Genomic DNA, 18426 nt, shown 5'->3' with positions numbered 1-18426 from the left:
GTCAGGCCTTCCCTTCGGCGGGTGCGACGGTGCCGGACGGGGTGGTGTCGTCGGGCGCGGGAGCCTCCGACTCCTCCGGGAGCGCCGCCACGTCCACGCCGCCGGCCTGTGCCAGTTCGTGCTTGAGGGCGGCCAGTTCGGCGCCGCCCGCCATGTGGTTGGTGAGTTCCTCGAGGGTGATGTCGGCGCGGGCGGCGCTCAGTTCGAGGGTGCCCAGGCGGAGCACGCTGAAGTGGTCGCCGACCAGGTAGGCGTGGTGGGGGTTGTGGGTGATGAAGATGACGCCGAGTCCGCGTTCGCGGGCGGCGGCGATGTACTTGAGGACGACGCCGGACTGCTTGACGCCGAGGGCGGCGGTGGGCTCGTCGAGGATGAGGACGCGGGCGCCGAAGTAGACGGCGCGGGCGATGGCGACGCACTGGCGCTGTCCGCCGGAGAGGGTGCCGATGGGCTGTTCCAGGTCGTCCAGGACGATGCCCATGTTGCGCAGTTCCTCGTCGGCGGTCCGCTTCATGCGGGCGATGTCGAGACGGCGGACGGGCCAGGGACCCCTGGTCATCTCGGAGCCGAGGAAGAAGTTCCGCCACACCGGCATCAGCGGGATGGTCGCGAGGTCCTGGTAGACGGTGGCGATGCCCCGGGCGAGGGCGTCGCGCGGCGTGCTGAAGCGCACCGGTTCGCCGTCGACGAGGAACTCGCCCTCGGTGTGCTGGTGCAGCCCGGAGATGATCTTGATGAGGGTGGACTTGCCGGCGCCGTTGTCACCGAGGACGCAGGTCACCCGTCCGGGATGGACGGCGAGGCCGACGCCGTGCAGGGCGCGGATGTTGCCGTAGGCCTTGCCGGCGCCGCGCAGTTCGACGATCGGCCGGCCCTCCCGCTCGGGTGCGGGGTCGGCGAGGACGGCGCCGTGGGTGCCGGGGGTCTTGCTGGTCATCGCGGTCACCTCCGGGTCGCCGCGCGGCGGACGTACAGGTTGATGAGGACGGCTCCGAGCAGCATCACGCCGAGGAAGGCCTTGAACCAGTCGGGGTTCCAGCCTGCGTAGACGATGCCCTGGTTCACCATGCCGAACATGAAGGCGCCGAAGACGGGGCCGATGGCGGAGCCGTAGCCGCCGGTGAGCAGGCAGCCGCCGATGACGGCCGCGGCGATGTAGATCAGCTCCTGGCCGACGCCCTCGCCGGACTGCACGGTGTTGAAGGAGAAGAGCTGGTGCATGCCGACGAACCAGGCGCCGAAGCCGACCAGCATGAACAGCGTGATCTTGGTGAAGGTGACGGGGACGCCGACCGCGCGGGCGGACTCCTTGCTGCCGCCGACCGCGAAGATCCAGTTGCCGTACTTGGTCCGCAGCAGCACCCAGGTCGCCAGCGCCGCGAAGGCCAGCCACCACACGACCGTGACCTTCACCTGGACGCCGCCGACGTCGAAGGACGAGGCGAAGAGGGCCTTGGCCTGGTCGAAACCGTCCATGTCGCTGATGTCGTCGGTGGCGACGTTGCCGGTGACCAGCTTGGTGACCGCGAGGTTCACGCCCTGGAGGATCAGGAAGGTGCCGAGCGTCACCAGGAAGCTCGGCAGGCCGGTCTTCACCAGCACCCAGCCGTTGAAGGCGCCGACCGCGAGGGAGACCACGAGGGCGACGATCACGCCCACCCAGACGTTCATGGTCAGCTGGTAGCTGAGCATGCTCGCGGTGAGCGCGGAGGTGACGACGGCGACACCGGCGGACAGGTCGAACTCGCCGCCGATCATCAGCAGCGCCACCGGCAGCGCCATGATGCCGATGGTGGACGACTGGTACAGCACCGTCGCCATGGAGCCGCCCTCGCGGACCGTGGGCGCGGCGATCAGGAAGAAGACGAACACGGCGACGGCGCCGAGGAAGACCCCGACCTCGGGCCGGGCGAGCAGGCGCAGCGTCAGGGAGCGCTGCCTGGTCCGTCCGTCGGTCTCCTTCGGGCCGGGGGCCGGCGGTGTGTCCACCGCCGGCTCAGCCTGTTGGGTCATGCCCATCACCGGGTGCCCTTCGCGGCGAACTCGGCGACGGCCTTGACGTTGGACTCGTCGACGAAGGCCGGGCCGGTCAGCACCGGCTGCTCACCGCCGCCGCTGTAGTTGCCGTTGTTCTTGTACAGCCACAGGCCGTCGACGGCGAGGTAGCCCTGGAGGTACGGCTGCTGGTCGACGGCGAACTCGATGTCGCCCTTCTCGATGGCGCCGGTCAGCTCCTTGTTGAGGTCAAAGGTGGCGACCTTGGCCTTGCTGCCGGTCTCGTCCACCGACTGCACGGCGACCATGGCGAACGGGGCGCCGAGGGTGACGACGTGGTCGATGTCGCCGTCCTCCTGCAGTTTGGCGGTGACCGTCGCCTTCACCGAGGGCTTGTCGGCGCCGTTGACATAGAGGTTCTCCACCGAGCCCTCGAAGGTCTTCTTCAGGCCGTCGCAGCGCTGGGTCAGGCCGACGTTGCCCTGTTCGTGGATCACGCAGAGGGCCTTCTTCGAGCCCACCTCGTTCAGCTTCTTGCCGAACGCCTCGCCCGCCACGCTCTCGTCCTGGCCGAAGAACTCCAGCAGGCCGAGCTCCTTCCAGTCCGCCAGACCGGAGTTGAGCCCGACGACCGGTATCCCGGCCTTCTCCGCCTTGCCGAGGACGCCGCGCAGGGCGTCCGGCTTGGCAAGGGTGACGGCGATGCCGTCGACCTTCTGGTCGATCGCGTTCTGCACCAGGTTGGCCTGGTTGCCGGCGTTCGGGTCGGCGGAGTAGACGAGCTTGATGTTGTCCTTGGCTGCGGCGGCCTCGGCACCCTTGCGGACGATGTCCCAGAACGTGTCGCCGGGCGCCTGGTGGGTGACCAGGGCGACGGTCATGCGCGGGGTGTTCGCCTTGCCCGCGGAGGCGCCCGGGCCCCCTTCCTCGTCGGCCTTCTTCCCTCCGGAGCCGCTGGAGCAGCCGGCGAGGGTCAGGGCCGCGGCGGCGGCGAGGGCCACGGCGGGGGCGAATCCGCGGGGGCGGGCGTGCGAAGAGCGGTCCATCTTTCCTGCACCTCACTGTGCGACTGTGCGACGGGGAAGCCGTGTGCCAGACCAGAGAAGAACGGCTGTTGCTGCGCTGGGTCCGGATACAAGTCCTTGGGACGCCCGCTGTCAATACTTTGTCAAGACATCATTTCACTCGCAGGTCCGAATGTAAGTACAAAGTATTGACATGGTCGTCCGGGAGTCATACACCTGGGAGGCGGCAGGCCACCCGCCCAGCCCGAGGAGCGTCGCACATGGCCGAGTCAGTCCCGCGTTTCGATCTGATCACGATGGGCCGCATCGGGGTCGATCTCTATCCCTTGCAGACGGGCGTACCCCTGGCGGAGGTTGAGACCTTCGGCAAATTCCTCGGCGGTTCGGCCGCCAACGTGGCGGTCGCCGCCGCCCGGCTCGGCCGTGCCACGGCCCTCATCACCCGCACGGGCGAGGACCCGTTCGGCGGCTTCCTGCACCGGGCGCTGAAGGAGTTCGGCGTCGACGACCGCTGGGTCACCCCGGTCGCCGCCTACCCGACCCCCGTCACGTTCTGCGAGATCTTCCCCCCGGACGACTTCCCGCTGTACTTCTACCGCCGCCCGAAGGCCCCCGACCTGGAGATCCACCCCGAGGAGCTGGACCTCGACGCCGTCCGCGCCGCCTCCGTCTTCTGGATCACCGGCACCGGGCTGAGCGAGGAGCCGAGCCGCACGGCGACCCTCGCCGCCCTCGCCCACCGCGCGAGGTCCGGCACCACGGTCTTCGACCTGGACTGGCGCCCGATGTTCTGGACCGACCCCGACCAGGCCCGCCCGTACTACGCCGAGGCGTTGCGGCACGCGACCGTCGCGGTCGGCAACGTCGACGAGTGCGAGATCGCCACGGGCGTACGCGAACCGCGCGCCTGCGCCGAGGCGCTGCTGGCGGCCGGCGTCGAGCTGGCCGTGGTCAAGCAGGGCCCGAAGGGCGTCCTCGCCGTGCACCGCGACGGCCGCGACGCCGAGGTGCCCCCGGTGCCGGTCGAGGTGGTCAACGGCCTCGGTGCGGGCGACGCGTTCGGCGGCGCGCTCTGCCACGGTCTGCTCTCCGGCTGGGACCTGGAGCGGACCATGCGGTACGCCAACGCGGCCGGCGCCCTCGTCGCCTCCCGTCTCGCCTGTTCCTCCGCGATGCCCACCGGGGCGGAGGTCGACGACCTCCTCGCGCGAGCCACTCCCTGAACGGAGCAACGCCTTGTCCCTCAGCATCCCCGACCTCACCGCGGTCAGAGCCCGCCACCCGGAGGCGATCGCCGAGGCGGCGGCCCGCCGGGTACGCCGTCCGCTGATCGGCGGCTCCGGCCGCCTGATGATCGTGGCCGCCGACCACCCGGCGCGCGGCGCGCTCGGTGTCGGAGACCGCGGGCTGGCCATGGCCAACCGGGCCGACCTGCTGGAACGCCTGTGCACGGCGCTGTCCCGGCCCGGCGTCGACGGGGTGCTCGCCACCGCCGACGTGCTGGAGGACCTGCTGCTGCTCGGGGTGCTGGACGACAAGGTCGTCATGGGCTCCATGAACCGCGGCGGCCTCGCGGGGGCGGCCTTCGAGATGGACGACCGCTTCACCGGTCACCGCGCGGAGGATCTCGCCCGGCTCCGCTTCGACGCGGGCAAGCTGCTGCTGCGCATCGACTACGACGATCCCGGCTCGCTGGCCACCATGGAGGCGACCGCCCGCGCGGTGGACGCGATGGCCGCGCGGGAACTGCCCGTGTTCGTCGAGCCGTTCATCTCCCGCCGCGTCGGGGACCGGGTCCGCAACGACCTGTCCGCCGAGGCCGTCACCCGGTCCATCGCCATCGCCTCGGGACTGGGCGGCACGTCGGCCTACACCTGGCTGAAGCTGCCCGTGACGCACGACCCGGACGACATGGGCGAGGTCCTGGAGACCTCCACGCTGCCCGCCGTCCTGCTCGGCGGCGACATAGGCGGTTCCCCCGGGGACCAGACCGCCGCCTACGAACGCTGGCGCAAGGCGCTGCGGCTGCCCACCGTGCAGGGCATGGTCGTCGGCCGTTCGCTGCTCTACCCGGCCGAGGGCAGTGTGGAACAGGCGGTGGACACGGCCGTCGGGCTGCTGTGACCGAAGCGGACACGACGAGACACGACGAGAGACGACGAGAGACGACGAGAGGGGAAGAGGAGATGACGTACCACCTCCCGGCGGGCAACCACCTCCCGGCGGGCAAGGCGGCGTACGGTGTGCCGACCGTCGACGTGACGCCCGAGAAGGCCGGCTGGGGCCACGCCGCCCTGCGCGTGCTCGACCTGCCCCCCGGCGGCAGCCACACCTTCGACAGCGGGGACAGCGAGTGGATCGTCCTGCCGCTCAGCGGCGCGTGCACGGTCGCCACGGCCGACGACTTCGGCCGGGACACCTTCGAACTCGCCGGCCGCGCGGATGTGTTCAGCGGCGTCAGTGACTTCGCGTACGTACCCCGCGACGCCCGTACGACCGTGACGACCGCCGCCGGGGGCCGGTTCGCCCTCACCGGCGCCCGCTGCGCCCGCCGCCTGCCCGCCCGCTACGGGCCGGCGTCGTCGGTGCCGGTGGAGCTGCGGGGCACCGGGAACTGCTCGCGGCAGGTCAACAACTTCGGCGCGGCGGGGGCGTTCGAGTGCGACAAGCTGATCGCGGTCGAGGTCATCACCCCCGGCGGCAACTGGTCGTCCTTCCCGCCGCACAAGCACGACGAGCACCGTCCCGGCGAGGAGTCCGTGCTGGAGGAGATCTACTACTTCGAGTTCGCGGCCCACGACGGCACCCCCGGCTTCGGCTACCAGCGCGTCTCCCCCTCCGGGCACGGGCAGGGCACGGACGTTCTGGCGGAGGTGCGCGACGGAGACGTCGTACTGATCCCCGACGGCTGGCACGGACCGTCGATGGCGGTCCCCGGGCACCACATGTACTACCTCAACGTCATGGCCGGCCCGGAGGCCGAACGCGCCTGGCTGATCCGCGACCACCCCGACCACGCCTGGATCCGCGACACCTGGCCGGACCAGCCCGTCGACCCCCGACTCCCCCTCTACACCGCACCGGAGAGGTCCGCATGAGCGCCGCCGCCACCCGCCGACTGACCGCCGCCCAGGCCCTGGTGCGCTTTCTGGCCGCCCAGCACACCGAACGCGACGGCGTACGGCGCCGCCTGATCGCGGGCACCTGGGGCGTCTTCGGCCACGGCAACGTGGCCGGGATCGGCCAGGCCCTCGTCGAGTACGCCGACGTCATGCCGTACCACCAGGGCCGCAGCGAACAGGCCATGGTGCACGCGGCCGTGGGCCACGCCCGGCACCTCAACCGCCTGTCCGCGCAGGCGGTGACGACGTCCATCGGCCCCGGCGCCACCAACCTGGTCACCGGCGCCGCCCTCGCCACGATCAACCGCCTCCCGGTCCTCCTGCTCCCCGGCGACTACTTCGCCTCGCACGCCGCCGACCCGCTGCTCCAGCAGCTGGAGCACCCGGTCGAGGCCGACGTGTCGGTCAACGACACCCTGCGCCCCGTCTCCCGCTACTTCGACCGGATCACCCGCCCCGAGGCCCTCGTCGCCTCCGCGCTCCAGGCGGTACGGGTGCTCACCGACCCGGCCGAGACCGGCGCCGTCACCCTCGCGCTCCCCCAGGACGTGCAGGCGGAGGCGTACGACTGGCCCGAGGAGTTCTTCGCCGACCGCGTCTGGCGGGTGCGGCGTCCGGCGCCCGACCCGGTGGAACTGGCCGAGGCGGTCCGCGCGGTCCGCGCCGCCGAACGCCCGCTGATCGTCGCGGGCGGCGGCGTCCACCACAGCGAGGCCGAGGAGGCGCTGCGGGCGCTGGCGGACGCCACCGGCATCCCGGTCGCCTCCACCCAGGCCGGCAAGGGCGCCCTGCGCCACGACCACCCGGCGGACCTCGGCGGCATCGGCCACACCGGCACCACCGTCGCCGACGACCTCGCCCGCACCGCCGACCTGGTGATCGGCGTCGGCACCCGCTACTCGGACTTCACCACCGCCTCCGGCACCCTCTTCCAGCACCCCGGCGTCCGCTTCCTCAACCTCAACATCACCGCCTTCGACGCCCACAAGCTCGCCGCCCGCACCCTGGTCTGCGACGCCCGGACCGGGCTCACCGCGCTGGCGGAGGGACTGTCCGGCCACCGCGTGGACGCGGCGTACGAGTCCGAGTACCGCGCGGGCAAGTCCCGCTGGGAGGGGGTCGTACGGGCCGCCTACCACGCCGACGACGACAGCGCCGTCCCCACCCAGACGCAGGTGCTGGGCGCGCTGGACGCGGTCGTCGGCGACGAGGACGTGGTGATCAACGCGGCCGGTTCGCTCCCGGGCGACCTGCACAAGCTGTGGCGGGCCCGCTCCCCGCGCCAGTACCACCTGGAGTACGGCTACTCCTGCATGGGCTACGAGATCCCGGCCGCGCTCGGCGTCCAGCAGGCGGCGCCGGGCACACCCGTGTGGGCCCTGGTGGGGGACGGCACGTACCTGATGAACCCGACGGAGATCGTCACCGCCGTGCAGGAGAACCTGCCGGTGAAGATGGTCCTCGTGCAGAACCACGGCTACGCCTCGATCGGCGGTCTGTCCGAGTCGGTGGGCGCCGAGCGCTTCGGCACGGCGTACCGCCACCGGGTGGCCGACGGCTCCTTCACCGGCGCTCCACTGCCCGTCGACCTCGCCGCCAACGCGGCCAGCCTCGGTATGGAGGTGCTGCGCGCCAAGACCGTACGGGAGCTGCGCGAGGCCCTGCGGACGGCCCGCGCGTCGGACCGGCCGACGTGCGTCTACGTCGAGACCGATCCCACGCCGACCGCTCCCGCCGCCGAGGCCTGGTGGGACGTGCCGGTGGCCGAGGTGTCCGCCCGCGAGGCCGCAACCGACGCCCGCGCGCAGTACGAACGCGCGGTCGCCGACCGCCGCCGCCACCTCTGAGAGCCCGTCACCGACGCAAGGGAGGTACGTCCATGGCGAGAACCGGCGACCGGGTACGTGCCGTGACCGCCCCCGCGCTCAGCACTCTGGACTTCGCCCTGGACCGGAGCAGTCCGGTGCCGCTGTACTACCAGCTCGCCCAGCAGCTGGAGGCGGCGATAGAACACGGCGTCCTCGCCCCGGGCAACCTCCTGGGCAACGAGGTCGACCTCTCCGTCCGCCTCGGCCTGTCCCGGCCCACCGTCCGCCAGGCCATCCAGTCCCTGGTCGACAAGGGGCTGCTGGTCCGGCGGCGCGGGGTGGGCACGCAGGTGGTGCACAGTCAGGTCAAGCGCCCGCTGGAGCTGAGCAGTCTCTACGACGACCTGGAGGCGGCCGGGCAGGGACCCACCACGCACGTGGTGCGCAACGAGACCGTCCCGGCCCCCGCAGACGTGGCGGCGGCCCTCGGCATCGCGGAGGGCGGCGAGGTCACCGTCCTGGAACGGCTGCGCCTCACCCATGGCCAGCCCGTGGCGCTGCTGTGCAACTACCTGCCGACGGGGCTGCTGGAACTGGACGGTGCCAGGCTGGAGTCGACGGGCCTGTACCGGATGATGCGCGCGGGTGGCATCACCCTGCACAGCGCCCGCCAGACCGTCGGCGCCCGCACCGCCGACCGCGAGGAGGCCGCGTGCCTCGACGAGAAGGAGGGCGCCGCCCTGCTGACCATGCGGCGCACGGCGTACGACGACACCGGCCGACCGGTCGAGTACGGGACGCACGTCTACCGGGCGTCCCGGTACGCCTTCGACTTCCAGCTCCTGGTCAGGGGCTGACGGGCCTGCGCGCCCAGAAGAGGGCGTGCCCGGTCCCGCCGTCACCCTCCGGCGCGTACTCCTCGCGCTCGACGGTCAGTCCGGCCCGGGTGATCCACTCCCGGTAGCCGGCGGCGTCGGTGTGGCTCCACCACATCGGGGCGCCACCGCCGAGCCAGTCCTCGTCGGTGCCGGTCCAGGCGCCGTGCCCGGTGGTGGCGACGAACCGGCCGCCCGGGCGCAGCCAGCGGGCGACCCGGCGCAGCAGCGGCGGCTGTTCGGCCAGTGGGAGGTGGATGAGGGTGTAGAAGGAGACGACCGCGTCGAAGGAGCCGGGCTCGAAGGAGACGTCCGCGACGTCGGCGCGGTGGAACTCGGCGCCGGGCACCCGCTCGCGCGCCCTGCGGATCTGCACCTCGCTGATGTCGACGCCGGTGACCGGGTGCCCGGCGTCGGTCAGGGTGCGGGCGACCGGCACACCGTTGCCGCAGCCGAGGTCGAGGACGGTGCCGCCGGCCGGGAGCAGCCGGCGGAGTTCGTCGAGCCAGGGCCGGTACTTGGTGTCACCTCCGAACGCCTCGTCGTAGCGCGCCGCCAGGGCGTCGTAGCCGCGCCGCACGATGTCCTTCGGGTCCGTGGTGTCCACACCGGGTGACGGTAGTCACCGCAGACGGGGCGGGCCATCGCTTTTCCCGTCCCCGCCGTCCCCGGTGTCCCCGGTGTCCCCGGTGTCCCGGCCGAGGCCGGCGAACGGGCCGTCCAGTGCCGCCCACTGGAGCAGCATGATGGTCTTCGCGTCGGCGATCTCGCCGGATCGGATCATCTCCAGGGCCCGGCGGAAGGGCAGTTCGAGGGTTTCGATGTCCTCGCCCTCCTCGTCGAGACCGCCGCCCTCGTGGGTGCGGGTGGCGGGGCCGTAGGCGGCGGCGTAGAAGCTGACGCGCTCGGTGACCGAGCCGGGGCTCATGTAGACGTCGAAGACGTGCCGGACCTCGCCGACGGTGTGCCCGGTCTCCTCCACGACCTCGCGGCGTACGGCGACCTCGGGGTGCTCGTCCTCGTCGTCGAGGAGCCCGCCGGGGGTCTCGATCAGCATGCCGTCGGGGTGGCCGTTGACGTAGACGGGGAGACGGAACTGGCGGGTGAGGAGGACGGTTCCGCGTTCGGTGTCGTAGAGCAGCACGGTGGCGCCGTTGCCGCGGTCGTGGGTCTCGCGTTCCTGGGTGCTCCAGGTGCCGTCGGCGCGCTGGAAGTCGAAGGTCGTGGTGCGTTCGACGTACCAGTGGCTGGAGAGCAGCCGTACGTCCGTGATCTTGACCCGGGGGTTGCCGGTCAGGTCCTGGCCGGCCCGGTCGAGTCCGGTGCGGCCGCGGCGGTCCGGGGTGTCGATGCCGGCGGTCACGGGCGGCCGTCCAGGGGTACGGGGTGGGGCGAAGTGGTCATGTCCGCTTCTATCACGTGGCGTGGCGGGCACGGGTGTGCGGGGCTCTCACTGTGATCCCGTGCGGGCACTGGTGGCCGGGCAGGAGGGGTCACGTCGTACCTCTCGGACACGGTGGCGAACTCGTGCGGCCCGGGTACGAACGGGCGCTGCGGCAGACCGAGTTCGCAGGCCCCTACCCCGCCTCGACCCGCGGCCGCCTGATCCGCACGACCGCGCGGGGCGCCCGCGTCCACCGGCGGGCCCAGGAGACCCTCTCCGTCATCGAGGGCGTCCTCCGCGGCGCGGGCCGGGTGAGGGACGCCGTGGGAGGCCGCGTGCAGACGAACGTCGGCGGCATCGAGAACGTCACCGAAGCGGGCGGGCGCCACCGGGCGCGCCGCCTGGCGCACACCTCCACCAGAGCCATCCCCTTGAGCAGCGGTCCGACGGCGATGTCCCGCAGGCACGCCTTCGGACCGCCGGTGACGGCGGTGCGCCCCTTCAACACCTGCGGCCCGGCCTGGCGGACGGTCTGCGCCGGACCTCGGGGTGGGCCGAGCAGCACCTCCACCCGTTCGCCGCGGAGTGGTACCAGGCCTGGCCAGGGTCCGAACGTGCGGGCGGCGGCGCGGCCGGCGGCTATGCTCGACGCCCGTGAACAGACGACGGAGGAAGAAGCTGTCGGAGCGGCTCGTCACGGCCGTACTGGTCGGCGACCCCGCCCAGGTGCGCGCGCTGCTGCGCTCGGGGGCGCCCGCGGAGACGGCCGACTCCGCCGGCACCACGCCGCTGTACCAGGCGTCCGTGAACGGGGCCGCCGACATGGTCCGCGTGCTGCTGGCCGCCGGGGCCTCGCCCGACACGGAGAGCGGGACCGGCTCGGAGGGCACACCGCTGTGCGGGGCCGCCTGCTGGGGACACACCGAGGCCGTCCGCGTCCTCCTGGAAGGCGGCGCGGACCCGGACCTCCGGGAGGACCACGGCACGGGCCGGACCCCGCTGGACTGGGCGAGGCACGGCTCGCACGGCGAGACCGCGGACCTCCTGGTCGCCGCGGGGGCGCGGGCGTAGGCGTAGGCGGCGGCACAGCACAGGACACGACGAAGGGGCCTTCGCGGGCTGTCGGCCCGCGAAGGCCCCTTCGTCACGTCACCGTCGGGACGACAGGATTTGAACCTGCGACCCCTTGACCCCCAGTCAAGTGCGCTACCAAGCTGCGCCACGTCCCGGTGTGCTCACGCGCGGTGCACCGCGCGATCATGCGGACAGCACTCTACCTCACCCGCCGAGTCACGCCCAAACAGCGCCGGCGAGGGACAATCGGGCCCATGGACAGCCCTGCCGACACCCCCATGGACAGCGCGACGACGGACCGTGCGGCCTCCGGCCGGCCGGCGGACGCGCGGGACCGCGACGACGAGGGGCGGGCGCGCAACGCCAGGCCCCGGGACGGGCTCGGCCGCCCGTTGCCGTACGGCACCGACGGTGTCCCCCGCCAGCCGGAGGGGGTCGTGCGGGAACCGCAGGAGACGGTGGCCGAGGCGCAGCGGCTGCTGGACGAGGGGAAGCCGTTCCACGCGCACGAGGTCTTCGAGGACGCCTGGAAGTCGGGGCCCGGGGAGGAGCGGGAGCTGTGGCGGGGGATGGCCCAGCTGGCCGTCGGGCTCACCCACGCGGCGCGCGGCAATGTGACGGGCGGCGCCAGGCTGCTGCGGCGCGGCGCCGGGGCCGTGACGGACTGGGCGGGGTCGGGGGCCGGGCGGGAGCGGCCGTACGGGATGGACCTGGGCGGGATCGCCGCGTGGGCCCGCGCGCTGGCGGGCGAGGTGGAGGGCGGTGCGTCCGTGGACGCGGAGGCGCGGGCGCCGCGGCTGCGGGGCTGAGGGAGCCACGGCGGTGCGGCCGAGGGGCGGCCCGGCGGGGGCGGTGTCAGTGGCGTGCGGCAGACTCTTGGCGTGCGGACAATTCATGTGATCGGTATCGGCGCGGGCGACCCCGACCAGCTCACCCTGCAGGCGGTCGGGGCACTGCGCGGCACGGACGTGTTCTTCGTCCTGGACAAGGGCGAGGTGAAGGCCGACCTGGTGCGGCTGCGCCGGGACATGCTGGAGACGCACGTCCCCGAGGGGACGTACCGGATCGTCGAGGCGCGCGACCCCGAGCGGGACCGGCGCGCCGGCGGCGCGGACTACTCCCCCGCCGTCGGCGACTGGCGCAGCGCCCGCGCCGGCATCTACGAGCGGATGATCGCCGAGGAGCTGGGCGAGGACGAGAGCGGGGCCTTCCTGGTGTGGGGCGACCCCGCGCTGTACGACAGCACGCTGGGCATCCTGGAGGAGATCCTGGAGCGCGGCACGGTGGCGTTCGAGTACGACGTCGTGCCGGGCGTCAGCAGCGTCTCCTCGCTCGTCGCCCGGCACCGCACCGGGCTGAACCGGGTGGCGCGGCCGGTGCAGATCACCACCGGGCGGCGGCTCGCGGAGGGCTTCCCGGAGGGGGTGGACGACGTCGTGGTGATGCTCGACGCCCACCAGGTCTTCCGGCAGTACGCGGACCAGGACATCCACATCTACTGGGGCGCCTACATAGGCACCCCGGACGAGATCCTCGCCTCCGGCCCGATCGCGGAGGCCGCGCCCCGCATCGAGCGGCTGCGCGCCGAGGCCCGGGAGCGCAAGGGCTGGATCATGGACACGTACCTGCTGCGGCGCAACCCCGGCGACGGCTGACCGGGCGGGGCGCGGCCCGGCCGTCGGCCGTACCCGGGCGGACCGCCCCCGCATGCGTGCCCCGTGCACCGGTGTGATCGTGACCGTGTGACAGTCGCCGAGGAAGCACACCGGACCGCGGCCGCCCAGCCGCCCGTGCTGGACAAGCGCCGCCGCAACGTCGTCTTCGTCACGATCATGCTGGGCATGCTGCTCGCGGCCCTGGACCAGACGATCGTCGGCACCGCGCTGCCCACGATCGTGTCGGACCTCGGCGGCGGCGAGCACATGTCGTGGGTGGTGACCTCGTACCTGCTCGCGGAGACCGTGGCGACGGTGCTGGTCGGCAAGTTCGGCGACATGTTCGGCCGCAAGGTGGTCTTCCAGGTCTCGGCGGTCGTCTTCATCACGGGTTCGTTCCTGTGCGGACTGGCCACGAGCATGCCGCTGCTGATCATCTGGCGGGCTATGCAGGGCGTCGGCGCGGGCGGTCTGATGGTCACGTCGATGGCGCTGATCGCGGACGTCATCCCGCTGCGGGAGCGCGGCAAGTACCAGGGCGCCATCGGCGCGGTGTTCGGGGTGGCGACGGTCATCGGGCCGCTGCTGGGCGGGCTGTTCACCGATCACCTGTCCTGGCGCTGGGCGTTCTATGTCAACGTGCCCATCGCGATCGTCGTCGTCATCGCCGCCGCGCGCACCATCCCGGTGGTGAAGTCGGCCACCCGGCCCGTCATCGACTACCTGGGCATCGCCCTGGTGGCGGTGGGCGCGAGCGCGCTGATCCTGGCGACCAGCTGGGGCGGCAACGAGTACGCGTGGGGTTCGGCGGTCATCGTCGGTCTGTTCGCGGGCGGGCTGATCGCGCTGGGCCTGTTCTGCTGGGCGGAGACCCGCGCGGCCGAGCCGATGCTGCCGATGCGGCTGTTCTCCAACCCGGTGTTCACGGTCTGCTCCGTCCTGAGCTTCATCGTCGGCTTCGCAATGCTCGGCGCGCTGACGTATCTGCCGACCTATCTGCAGTACGTCGACGGCGACTCGGCCACCGTCTCGGGCGTGCGGACGCTGCCGATGGTGGCCGGGCTGCTGATCGCCTCGGTCTTCAGCGGCAGCGTGGTCAGCAGGACCGGGCGGTACCGGCTGTTCCCCATCGTGGGCACGCTGGTGATGGGCGTCGGCCTGTACCTGATGTCCCTGATGGAACCGTCCACGGGCGCGTGGCTGGAGTCGCTGTACATGTTCGTGCTGGGCACGGGCATCGGCCTGTCCATGCAGGTGCTGACCATCGCCGTGCAGAACACCGTCGACTACGCCGACCTCGGCACCGCGACCTCCGGCGTCACCTTCTTCCGCACGCTGGGCAGTTCTTTCGGCACGGCTGTCTTCGGCACGATCTACGCCAACGCCCTCACCCCCAACCTGCGCGACGGCGTCGCGGCCGCCGCGGGCACCGGCGCCGCCGATCCGGCCGTGATCGGCAGGGCGGCGACCAGCCCCGAGGGCGTGCACCGGCTGCCGCCCGAGGCGTCGGCGCCGATCGTGGGTGCGTACGCGGACACCATCCAGACCGTGTTCCTGTGGACGGTGCCGGTGGCGGCGCTCGGCCTGGTCGTCGCGCTTTTCCTCAAGCAGGTGCAGTTGCGCGACAGCGCCCGGCTGGGCTCCACCGACATGGGCGAGGGTTTCGCCTCGCCGCACGACGCCGACAGCAGGCGGGCGCTGGAGGCCTCCGTCGGCAAGATCATCGGCAGTACCGAGCTGGACACCGCCCGGCGGATCATCGCGGACAGCGACACCCGGCTCGATGTCGCCGGGGCATGGGCCGTGATGCAGGTCGAGCTGTTCACACGGCTGGTCGGGCACGCCAGCCTCGGGCTGATCGCCGCCCGCCGCCGGGTGCCGCCCGAGGTGCTGCTGCCGGTCTTCGACCGGATGGTGGAGGAGGGTTTCCTGACCCGTCACGGCTCCCTGCTCTCGCACACCGAGGCGGGCGCCCGCGAGGCCCTGGTCATCGGCCGGGCCTGGGCCGCTTGGCTGGAGGACCGGCTGGAGCAGGACGTCGGCCGGCCCACCGACGCGGACCTGCGGGCCGCGGTCGACTCCATCGCCAAGCGTCTGCTGGTCGAGGACCTGAGCAGCGGCCTGCCGGAGCGGGTGCGGCAGCCTGCCGCGGCCCGCTGAAGGGGACGGGCCCGCTGAAGGGGACGGGGACGCCGGCCGGGTCACGGCCCGGTGAGGCCCAGCCCTTCCAGCCGGCCCAACCGGCCCAGCCGCTCCAGCACCGCCCGGACGTCGGGCTCCGCCCACACGCCGTCCGGCAGCGGGGGCCTGCGGACGACGACCACCGGCAGGGCGAGGTCCCGGGCCGCCGTCAGCTTGGCCGCGGTCGCCGCTCCCCCGCTGTCCTTGGTGACCAGCACGTCGATGCGGTGCTCGCGCAGGAGGGCCGTCTCGTCGGCCACCGTGAAGGGGCCGCGGGCGGTCAGGACGCGGATGTCCGGCGGCCGGGGCGGCTCGGGGGGCTCCACCGAGCGGACGAGGAAGTGGAGCGCGGACAGGTGCGCGAAGGCGGCGAGGCCCAGCCGGCCGGTGGTGAGGAAGACGCGGTCGCCGAGGTGCGGCAGCAGGCCGGCGGCCCCGGTGAGGGAAGCGACCGGGTGCCAGTCGTCGCCGGGGCCCGCCCGCCAGCCCGGGCGGCGCAGGAAGACGGCGGGGGTGCCGGTGACCGCCGCGGCCTGTGCGGCGTTCGACGTCATGCGCTCGGCGAAGGGATGGGTGGCGTCGACGAGGGCGTCCACCCGCCGCTCCCGCAGCCAGTCGGCCAGTCCCTCGGGTCCGCCGAAGCCCCCGGTCCGCACCTCCCCGGCGAGGGCGCCCGGGCGGGTCACCCGTCCGGCGAGGGAGGTGGTGACGCGGAGGCCCGGCCGTGCCGCCAGGTCGGCGGCCAGGCGGCGGGCCTCGGTGGTGCCGCCGAGGATCAGCACGTGCGGGGTCGGACGACGGGACATGGGCCGAGAGTACGGCCCCTCGACCGGGCCGGGACCGCGGGCCCCTCAGGGCAGCAGCAGCTGGACCCCGCCCACCACCGTCGCCGCGATGACCAGGCGCTCGAACAGCCGCTGGTTGATGCGGCTCACAGCCCATTTGCCGATGAACGCGCCGGGCACCACGAACACGACGAGCGCGGCGTCGAGGAACAGCGAGCGGCCGTCGATCAGGCCCAGTCCCGCGCTGAAGGGCAGCTTGGACACGTTGACGATTAGGAAGAAGAAAGCCGACGTGCCCAGGAAACCCAGCTTGCGGAAGCCCGCCGAAAGGAGATACATCGACATCACCGGGCCGCCCGCGTTGGCGACCATGGTGGTGAAACCGCCCAGGACGCCGTACGAACGGGCCTTGACGCGCCCGGCCCGCGAGCCGCTCGCCTCGGGCTGCCCGGCCCCGCCGCCGTCCCGCCGGACCTTCCCGTCCCGCCCGCCCCGCCCTTCCGCGTCGGCCTGCCGCCGGCGCCACACCGTCACCCCGGCCATCACCAGCAGGATCACGCCGATCGACGTCCTGACGAGCGCGTCGTCGGCCCACACCAGGAACACGGTGCCCACGACCACGCCGGCCCCCACCGCCGGGAACAGCCGCCACAGCGTGGGCCAGTGCGCGTGACGCCGGTAGGTGAGGACGGCGAGGACGTCGCCGGCGATGAGCACCGGCAGCAGGACGCCGGTGGAGGCGCGGGCCGGCAGGACCGCCGCGAAGATGGCGAGGCTGACCGTGTTGGCGCCGCTCACGGCGGTCTTGGAGAAGCCGACGAGGAGGGCGGCGAAGGCGAGGGCGGCGAATTCCCAGCCGGTGAGGTGCCAGAGCGTCATGGTGTCCATTGCGGGCACCGATGCTATGCGCACCCCACCGGCACCGTAAGCACCGTCTCGTCGTACGGACCTTAACGGGCCGTCAGCGGGGCGCGTACCGCGCCCGCAGTTCCCGCTTCAGCACCTTCATGCTGGGCCCCAGCGGCAGCTCCGACGCGAACTCCACGCGGCGCGGGTACTTGTACTTGCCGAGGCGGTGCTTGGACCACTCGACGACCTCTGCGGCCTGCGGTGCCGCGCCGTCGGCGGGGACGACGACGGCGCACACCTCCTCGCCGTGCAGCTCGTCCGGGAGACCGATGACGGCGACCTGCGCGATGCCGGGGTGGCGCACCAGCACCTCCTCGACCTCGCGCGGATAGACGTTGTAGCCGCCGCGGATGACGACGTCCTTCTTCCGGTCGACGATCCGCAGGAAGCCCTCGTCGTCCTTGGTGCCGAGGTCCCCGGTGCGGAACCAGCCGTCGACCAGCGCCTCGGCGGTGGCCTCGGGACGGCCGAGGTAGCCGGAGAAGACGTTGTGGCCGCGTACGACGACCTCACCCAGCTCCCCCGGCGGCAGCAGCTCGACGCCGTCCTCGGCCTCCGCGCGGGCGATCTCCACGTCCACGCCCCACAGCGGGTGGCCGATCGTGCCGGGCCTGGCACCGAACACCGGCTGGTTCACGGCCGCCGCCGGGGAGGTCTCCGACAGTCCGTACCCCTCGTAGATCTCGGCGCCGAACGCCTCCTCGAACCGCTCCAGCACGGCGACGGGCAGCGAGGCGCCGCCGGAGACGCACACGCGCAGGCCGGGCAGGTCCTCCGCGTCGGCCGCGGCGGCGGCGAGGGCGACGAACATGGTCGGCACGCCGTGGAAGGTGTTGACCTTCTCCGCCACCATCAGCTCGATCGCACGTGCCGCGTCGAAGCGGGGCAGCAGGACGAGGGTGGCTCCCGCGCGCCAGGTGGAGTTGAGGGAGACGGTCTGGCCGAAGGCGTGGAACAGCGGCAGGGCGCCGAGCGCGATGTCGTCGGGCCGGATGTCGTTGGCGTCGAAGGCGTTGACGGTCGCGTTCATCACCAGGTTGAAGTGGCTGAGCACGGCGCCCTTGGGGACGCCCGTGGTGCCGCTGGTGTAGAAGACGACGGCCGGGTCGTCGGCGTCGCGGGTGACGTAGGAGGGCAGCGGCTCGGCGTCGGCGGCGAGTCCGCCCAGTTCGTCGCCGAGGGTGATCATGCGTACGCCCGTCTCCCGCGCGGCGGCGGCTCCGGTCTCGGCCTGGGCCGGGTGGCACAGCAGCAGGGTCGCGCCGCTGTCGCGCAGCACGTGCTCGACCTCTGGCGGCGACAGCAGCAGGTGGACCGGTACGACCACGCCGCCGGCCGCGGCGATCGCGTAGTACGCCTGCGGGAACTCGGCCGTGTTCGGCGCCATCAGGGCGACCCGGTCCCCCGGCCGCACGCCCAGGCCGGTGAGGGCGCCGGCCTGGGCCCGGGCCCGCCGCCACACCTCGGCGAAGGTCAGCCGCAGGCCGCCCTCGACCAGTGCCTCCTTGTCCGGGCGGCGCCGGGCGTTCTCGGCGAGGATGGCGGCGACGGAGAGGGTTGCCATGGGATGTTGCTCCGTTCCTTGCTGCGGCTCTGCGGAGGGGTGGGTGGCG

17 protein-coding genes and 1 tRNA gene are annotated in these 18426 nt (G+C 72.8%); 9 read left to right on the top strand and 9 right to left on the bottom strand.

The window, feature by feature from the left end:
* Position 1: 1 nt before the first annotated feature.
* From M6G08_RS21400 to M6G08_RS21390, 3 genes are read right to left on the bottom strand one after another with little or no spacing between them, the layout of a single operon-like run.
* Entirely contained in the window at positions 2-937 is a 936-nt protein-coding gene (locus tag M6G08_RS21400; RefSeq protein ID WP_272588772.1) for an ATP-binding cassette domain-containing protein, read from the bottom strand.
* A gap of 5 nt (positions 938-942) precedes the next feature.
* On the bottom strand, positions 943-2019 hold the full coding sequence (locus M6G08_RS21395; protein WP_272588771.1) for an ABC transporter permease: 1077 nt from the start codon (positions 2017-2019) through the stop codon (positions 943-945).
* Entirely contained in the window at positions 2019-3041 is a 1023-nt protein-coding gene (locus tag M6G08_RS21390; RefSeq protein ID WP_272588770.1) for a sugar ABC transporter substrate-binding protein, read from the bottom strand. Before M6G08_RS21390 ends, M6G08_RS21395 begins: the two co-directional genes overlap by 1 nt.
* A 239-nt stretch (positions 3042-3280) precedes the next feature.
* Here M6G08_RS21390 and iolC point away from each other — a divergent pair, with 239 nt between their 5' ends.
* The 5 genes from iolC to M6G08_RS21365 all read left to right on the top strand — a co-directional run bounded on the left by iolC (position 3281) and on the right by M6G08_RS21365 (position 8807).
* Positions 3281-4243, top strand: a complete 963-nt coding sequence (gene iolC / locus M6G08_RS21385; RefSeq protein ID WP_272588769.1) for a 5-dehydro-2-deoxygluconokinase — start codon at positions 3281-3283, stop codon at positions 4241-4243.
* Positions 4244-4256: 13 nt separating this feature from the next.
* The gene (locus M6G08_RS21380; protein ID WP_272588768.1) at positions 4257-5144 is read left to right on the top strand and encodes a Cgl0159 family (beta/alpha)8-fold protein; all 888 of its coding nucleotides are present in this window, start codon (positions 4257-4259) and stop codon (positions 5142-5144) included.
* Between the two features lie 62 nt (positions 5145-5206).
* A complete protein-coding gene (gene iolB, locus M6G08_RS21375) occupies positions 5207-6118 on the top strand; it encodes a 5-deoxy-glucuronate isomerase (protein WP_272588767.1) in 912 nt (303 codons plus the stop codon).
* On the top strand, positions 6115-7989 hold the full coding sequence (gene iolD / locus M6G08_RS21370) for a 3D-(3,5/4)-trihydroxycyclohexane-1,2-dione acylhydrolase (decyclizing) (RefSeq protein WP_272588766.1): 1875 nt from the start codon (positions 6115-6117) through the stop codon (positions 7987-7989). Before iolB ends, iolD begins: the two co-directional genes overlap by 4 nt.
* A gap of 32 nt (positions 7990-8021) precedes the next feature.
* Positions 8022-8807 (top strand): GntR family transcriptional regulator, encoded by a 786-nt coding sequence (locus tag M6G08_RS21365; RefSeq protein ID WP_272588765.1) that lies wholly within the window; start codon positions 8022-8024, stop codon positions 8805-8807.
* Here M6G08_RS21365 and M6G08_RS21360 read toward each other — a convergent pair.
* Complete coding sequence (locus M6G08_RS21360) at positions 8797-9432, bottom strand: class I SAM-dependent methyltransferase (protein WP_272588764.1); 636 nt, start codon at positions 9430-9432, stop codon at positions 8797-8799. The genes M6G08_RS21365 and M6G08_RS21360 overlap by 11 nt on opposite strands.
* Before the next feature lie 15 nt (positions 9433-9447).
* The gene (locus M6G08_RS21355) at positions 9448-10188 is read right to left on the bottom strand and encodes an NUDIX domain-containing protein (protein WP_272588763.1); all 741 of its coding nucleotides are present in this window, start codon (positions 10186-10188) and stop codon (positions 9448-9450) included.
* 675 nt (positions 10189-10863) lie between these two features.
* Here M6G08_RS21355 and M6G08_RS21350 point away from each other — a divergent pair.
* Complete coding sequence (locus tag M6G08_RS21350) at positions 10864-11280, top strand: ankyrin repeat domain-containing protein (protein ID WP_272588762.1); 417 nt, start codon at positions 10864-10866, stop codon at positions 11278-11280.
* Between the two features lie 84 nt (positions 11281-11364).
* On the opposite strand, the gene M6G08_RS21345 is transcribed toward M6G08_RS21350, so the two are convergent.
* Positions 11365-11438 (bottom strand) — tRNA-Pro (locus tag M6G08_RS21345).
* Between the two features lie 99 nt (positions 11439-11537).
* Between M6G08_RS21345 and M6G08_RS21340 the strand changes: the two genes are divergently transcribed.
* From M6G08_RS21340 to M6G08_RS21330, 3 genes are all read left to right on the top strand, one after another.
* Entirely contained in the window at positions 11538-12092 is a 555-nt protein-coding gene (locus tag M6G08_RS21340; protein ID WP_272588761.1) for a DUF309 domain-containing protein, read from the top strand.
* Between the two features lie 72 nt (positions 12093-12164).
* Positions 12165-12938: a precorrin-6A synthase (deacetylating) gene (gene cobF / locus M6G08_RS21335; protein ID WP_272588760.1), complete on the top strand. Its 774-nt coding sequence runs from the start codon at positions 12165-12167 to the stop codon at positions 12936-12938.
* A gap of 87 nt (positions 12939-13025) precedes the next feature.
* On the top strand, positions 13026-15098 hold the full coding sequence (locus M6G08_RS21330; protein ID WP_272588759.1) for an MDR family MFS transporter: 2073 nt from the start codon (positions 13026-13028) through the stop codon (positions 15096-15098).
* 41 nt (positions 15099-15139) lie between these two features.
* Here the strand turns inward: M6G08_RS21330 and M6G08_RS21325 are convergent, their stop codons facing one another.
* The 3 genes from M6G08_RS21325 to M6G08_RS21315 all read right to left on the bottom strand — a co-directional run bounded on the left by M6G08_RS21325 (position 15140) and on the right by M6G08_RS21315 (position 18377).
* Positions 15140-15925, bottom strand: coding sequence for a cobalt-precorrin-6A reductase (locus tag M6G08_RS21325; protein ID WP_272588758.1), 786 nt, complete (start codon positions 15923-15925; stop codon positions 15140-15142).
* Positions 15926-15970: 45 nt separating this feature from the next.
* The gene (locus M6G08_RS21320) at positions 15971-16792 is read right to left on the bottom strand and encodes a sulfite exporter TauE/SafE family protein (protein ID WP_272588757.1); all 822 of its coding nucleotides are present in this window, start codon (positions 16790-16792) and stop codon (positions 15971-15973) included.
* 73 nt (positions 16793-16865) lie between these two features.
* On the bottom strand, positions 16866-18377 hold the full coding sequence (locus M6G08_RS21315) for a long-chain-fatty-acid--CoA ligase (RefSeq protein ID WP_272588756.1): 1512 nt from the start codon (positions 18375-18377) through the stop codon (positions 16866-16868).
* Positions 18378-18426: the final 49 nt, after the last annotated feature.

The sequence above is a fragment of the Streptomyces sp. M92 genome (assembly GCF_028473745.1).
Lineage (GTDB): Bacteria > Actinomycetota > Actinomycetes > Streptomycetales > Streptomycetaceae > Streptomyces.
This window is presented reverse-complemented; position numbering and strand designations above follow the sequence as displayed.

Coding starts and splice junctions, on each gene's coding strand:
- M6G08_RS21400 (WP_272588772.1), bottom strand. CDS start 937: ATGACCAGCAAGACCCCCGGCACCCACGGCGCCGTCCTCGCCGACCCC.
- M6G08_RS21395 (WP_272588771.1), bottom strand. CDS start 2,019: ATGGGCATGACCCAACAGGCTGAGCCGGCGGTGGACACACCGCCGGCC.
- M6G08_RS21390 (WP_272588770.1), bottom strand. CDS start 3,041: ATGGACCGCTCTTCGCACGCCCGCCCCCGCGGATTCGCCCCCGCCGTG.
- iolC (WP_272588769.1), top strand. CDS start 3,281: ATGGCCGAGTCAGTCCCGCGTTTCGATCTGATCACGATGGGCCGCATC.
- iolB (WP_272588767.1), top strand. CDS start 5,207: ATGACGTACCACCTCCCGGCGGGCAACCACCTCCCGGCGGGCAAGGCG.
- iolD (WP_272588766.1), top strand. CDS start 6,115: ATGAGCGCCGCCGCCACCCGCCGACTGACCGCCGCCCAGGCCCTGGTG.
- M6G08_RS21365 (WP_272588765.1), top strand. CDS start 8,022: ATGGCGAGAACCGGCGACCGGGTACGTGCCGTGACCGCCCCCGCGCTC.
- M6G08_RS21340 (WP_272588761.1), top strand. CDS start 11,538: ATGGACAGCCCTGCCGACACCCCCATGGACAGCGCGACGACGGACCGT.
- M6G08_RS21325 (WP_272588758.1), bottom strand. CDS start 15,925: ATGTCCCGTCGTCCGACCCCGCACGTGCTGATCCTCGGCGGCACCACC.
- M6G08_RS21320 (WP_272588757.1), bottom strand. CDS start 16,792: ATGGACACCATGACGCTCTGGCACCTCACCGGCTGGGAATTCGCCGCC.
- M6G08_RS21315 (WP_272588756.1), bottom strand. CDS start 18,377: ATGGCAACCCTCTCCGTCGCCGCCATCCTCGCCGAGAACGCCCGGCGC.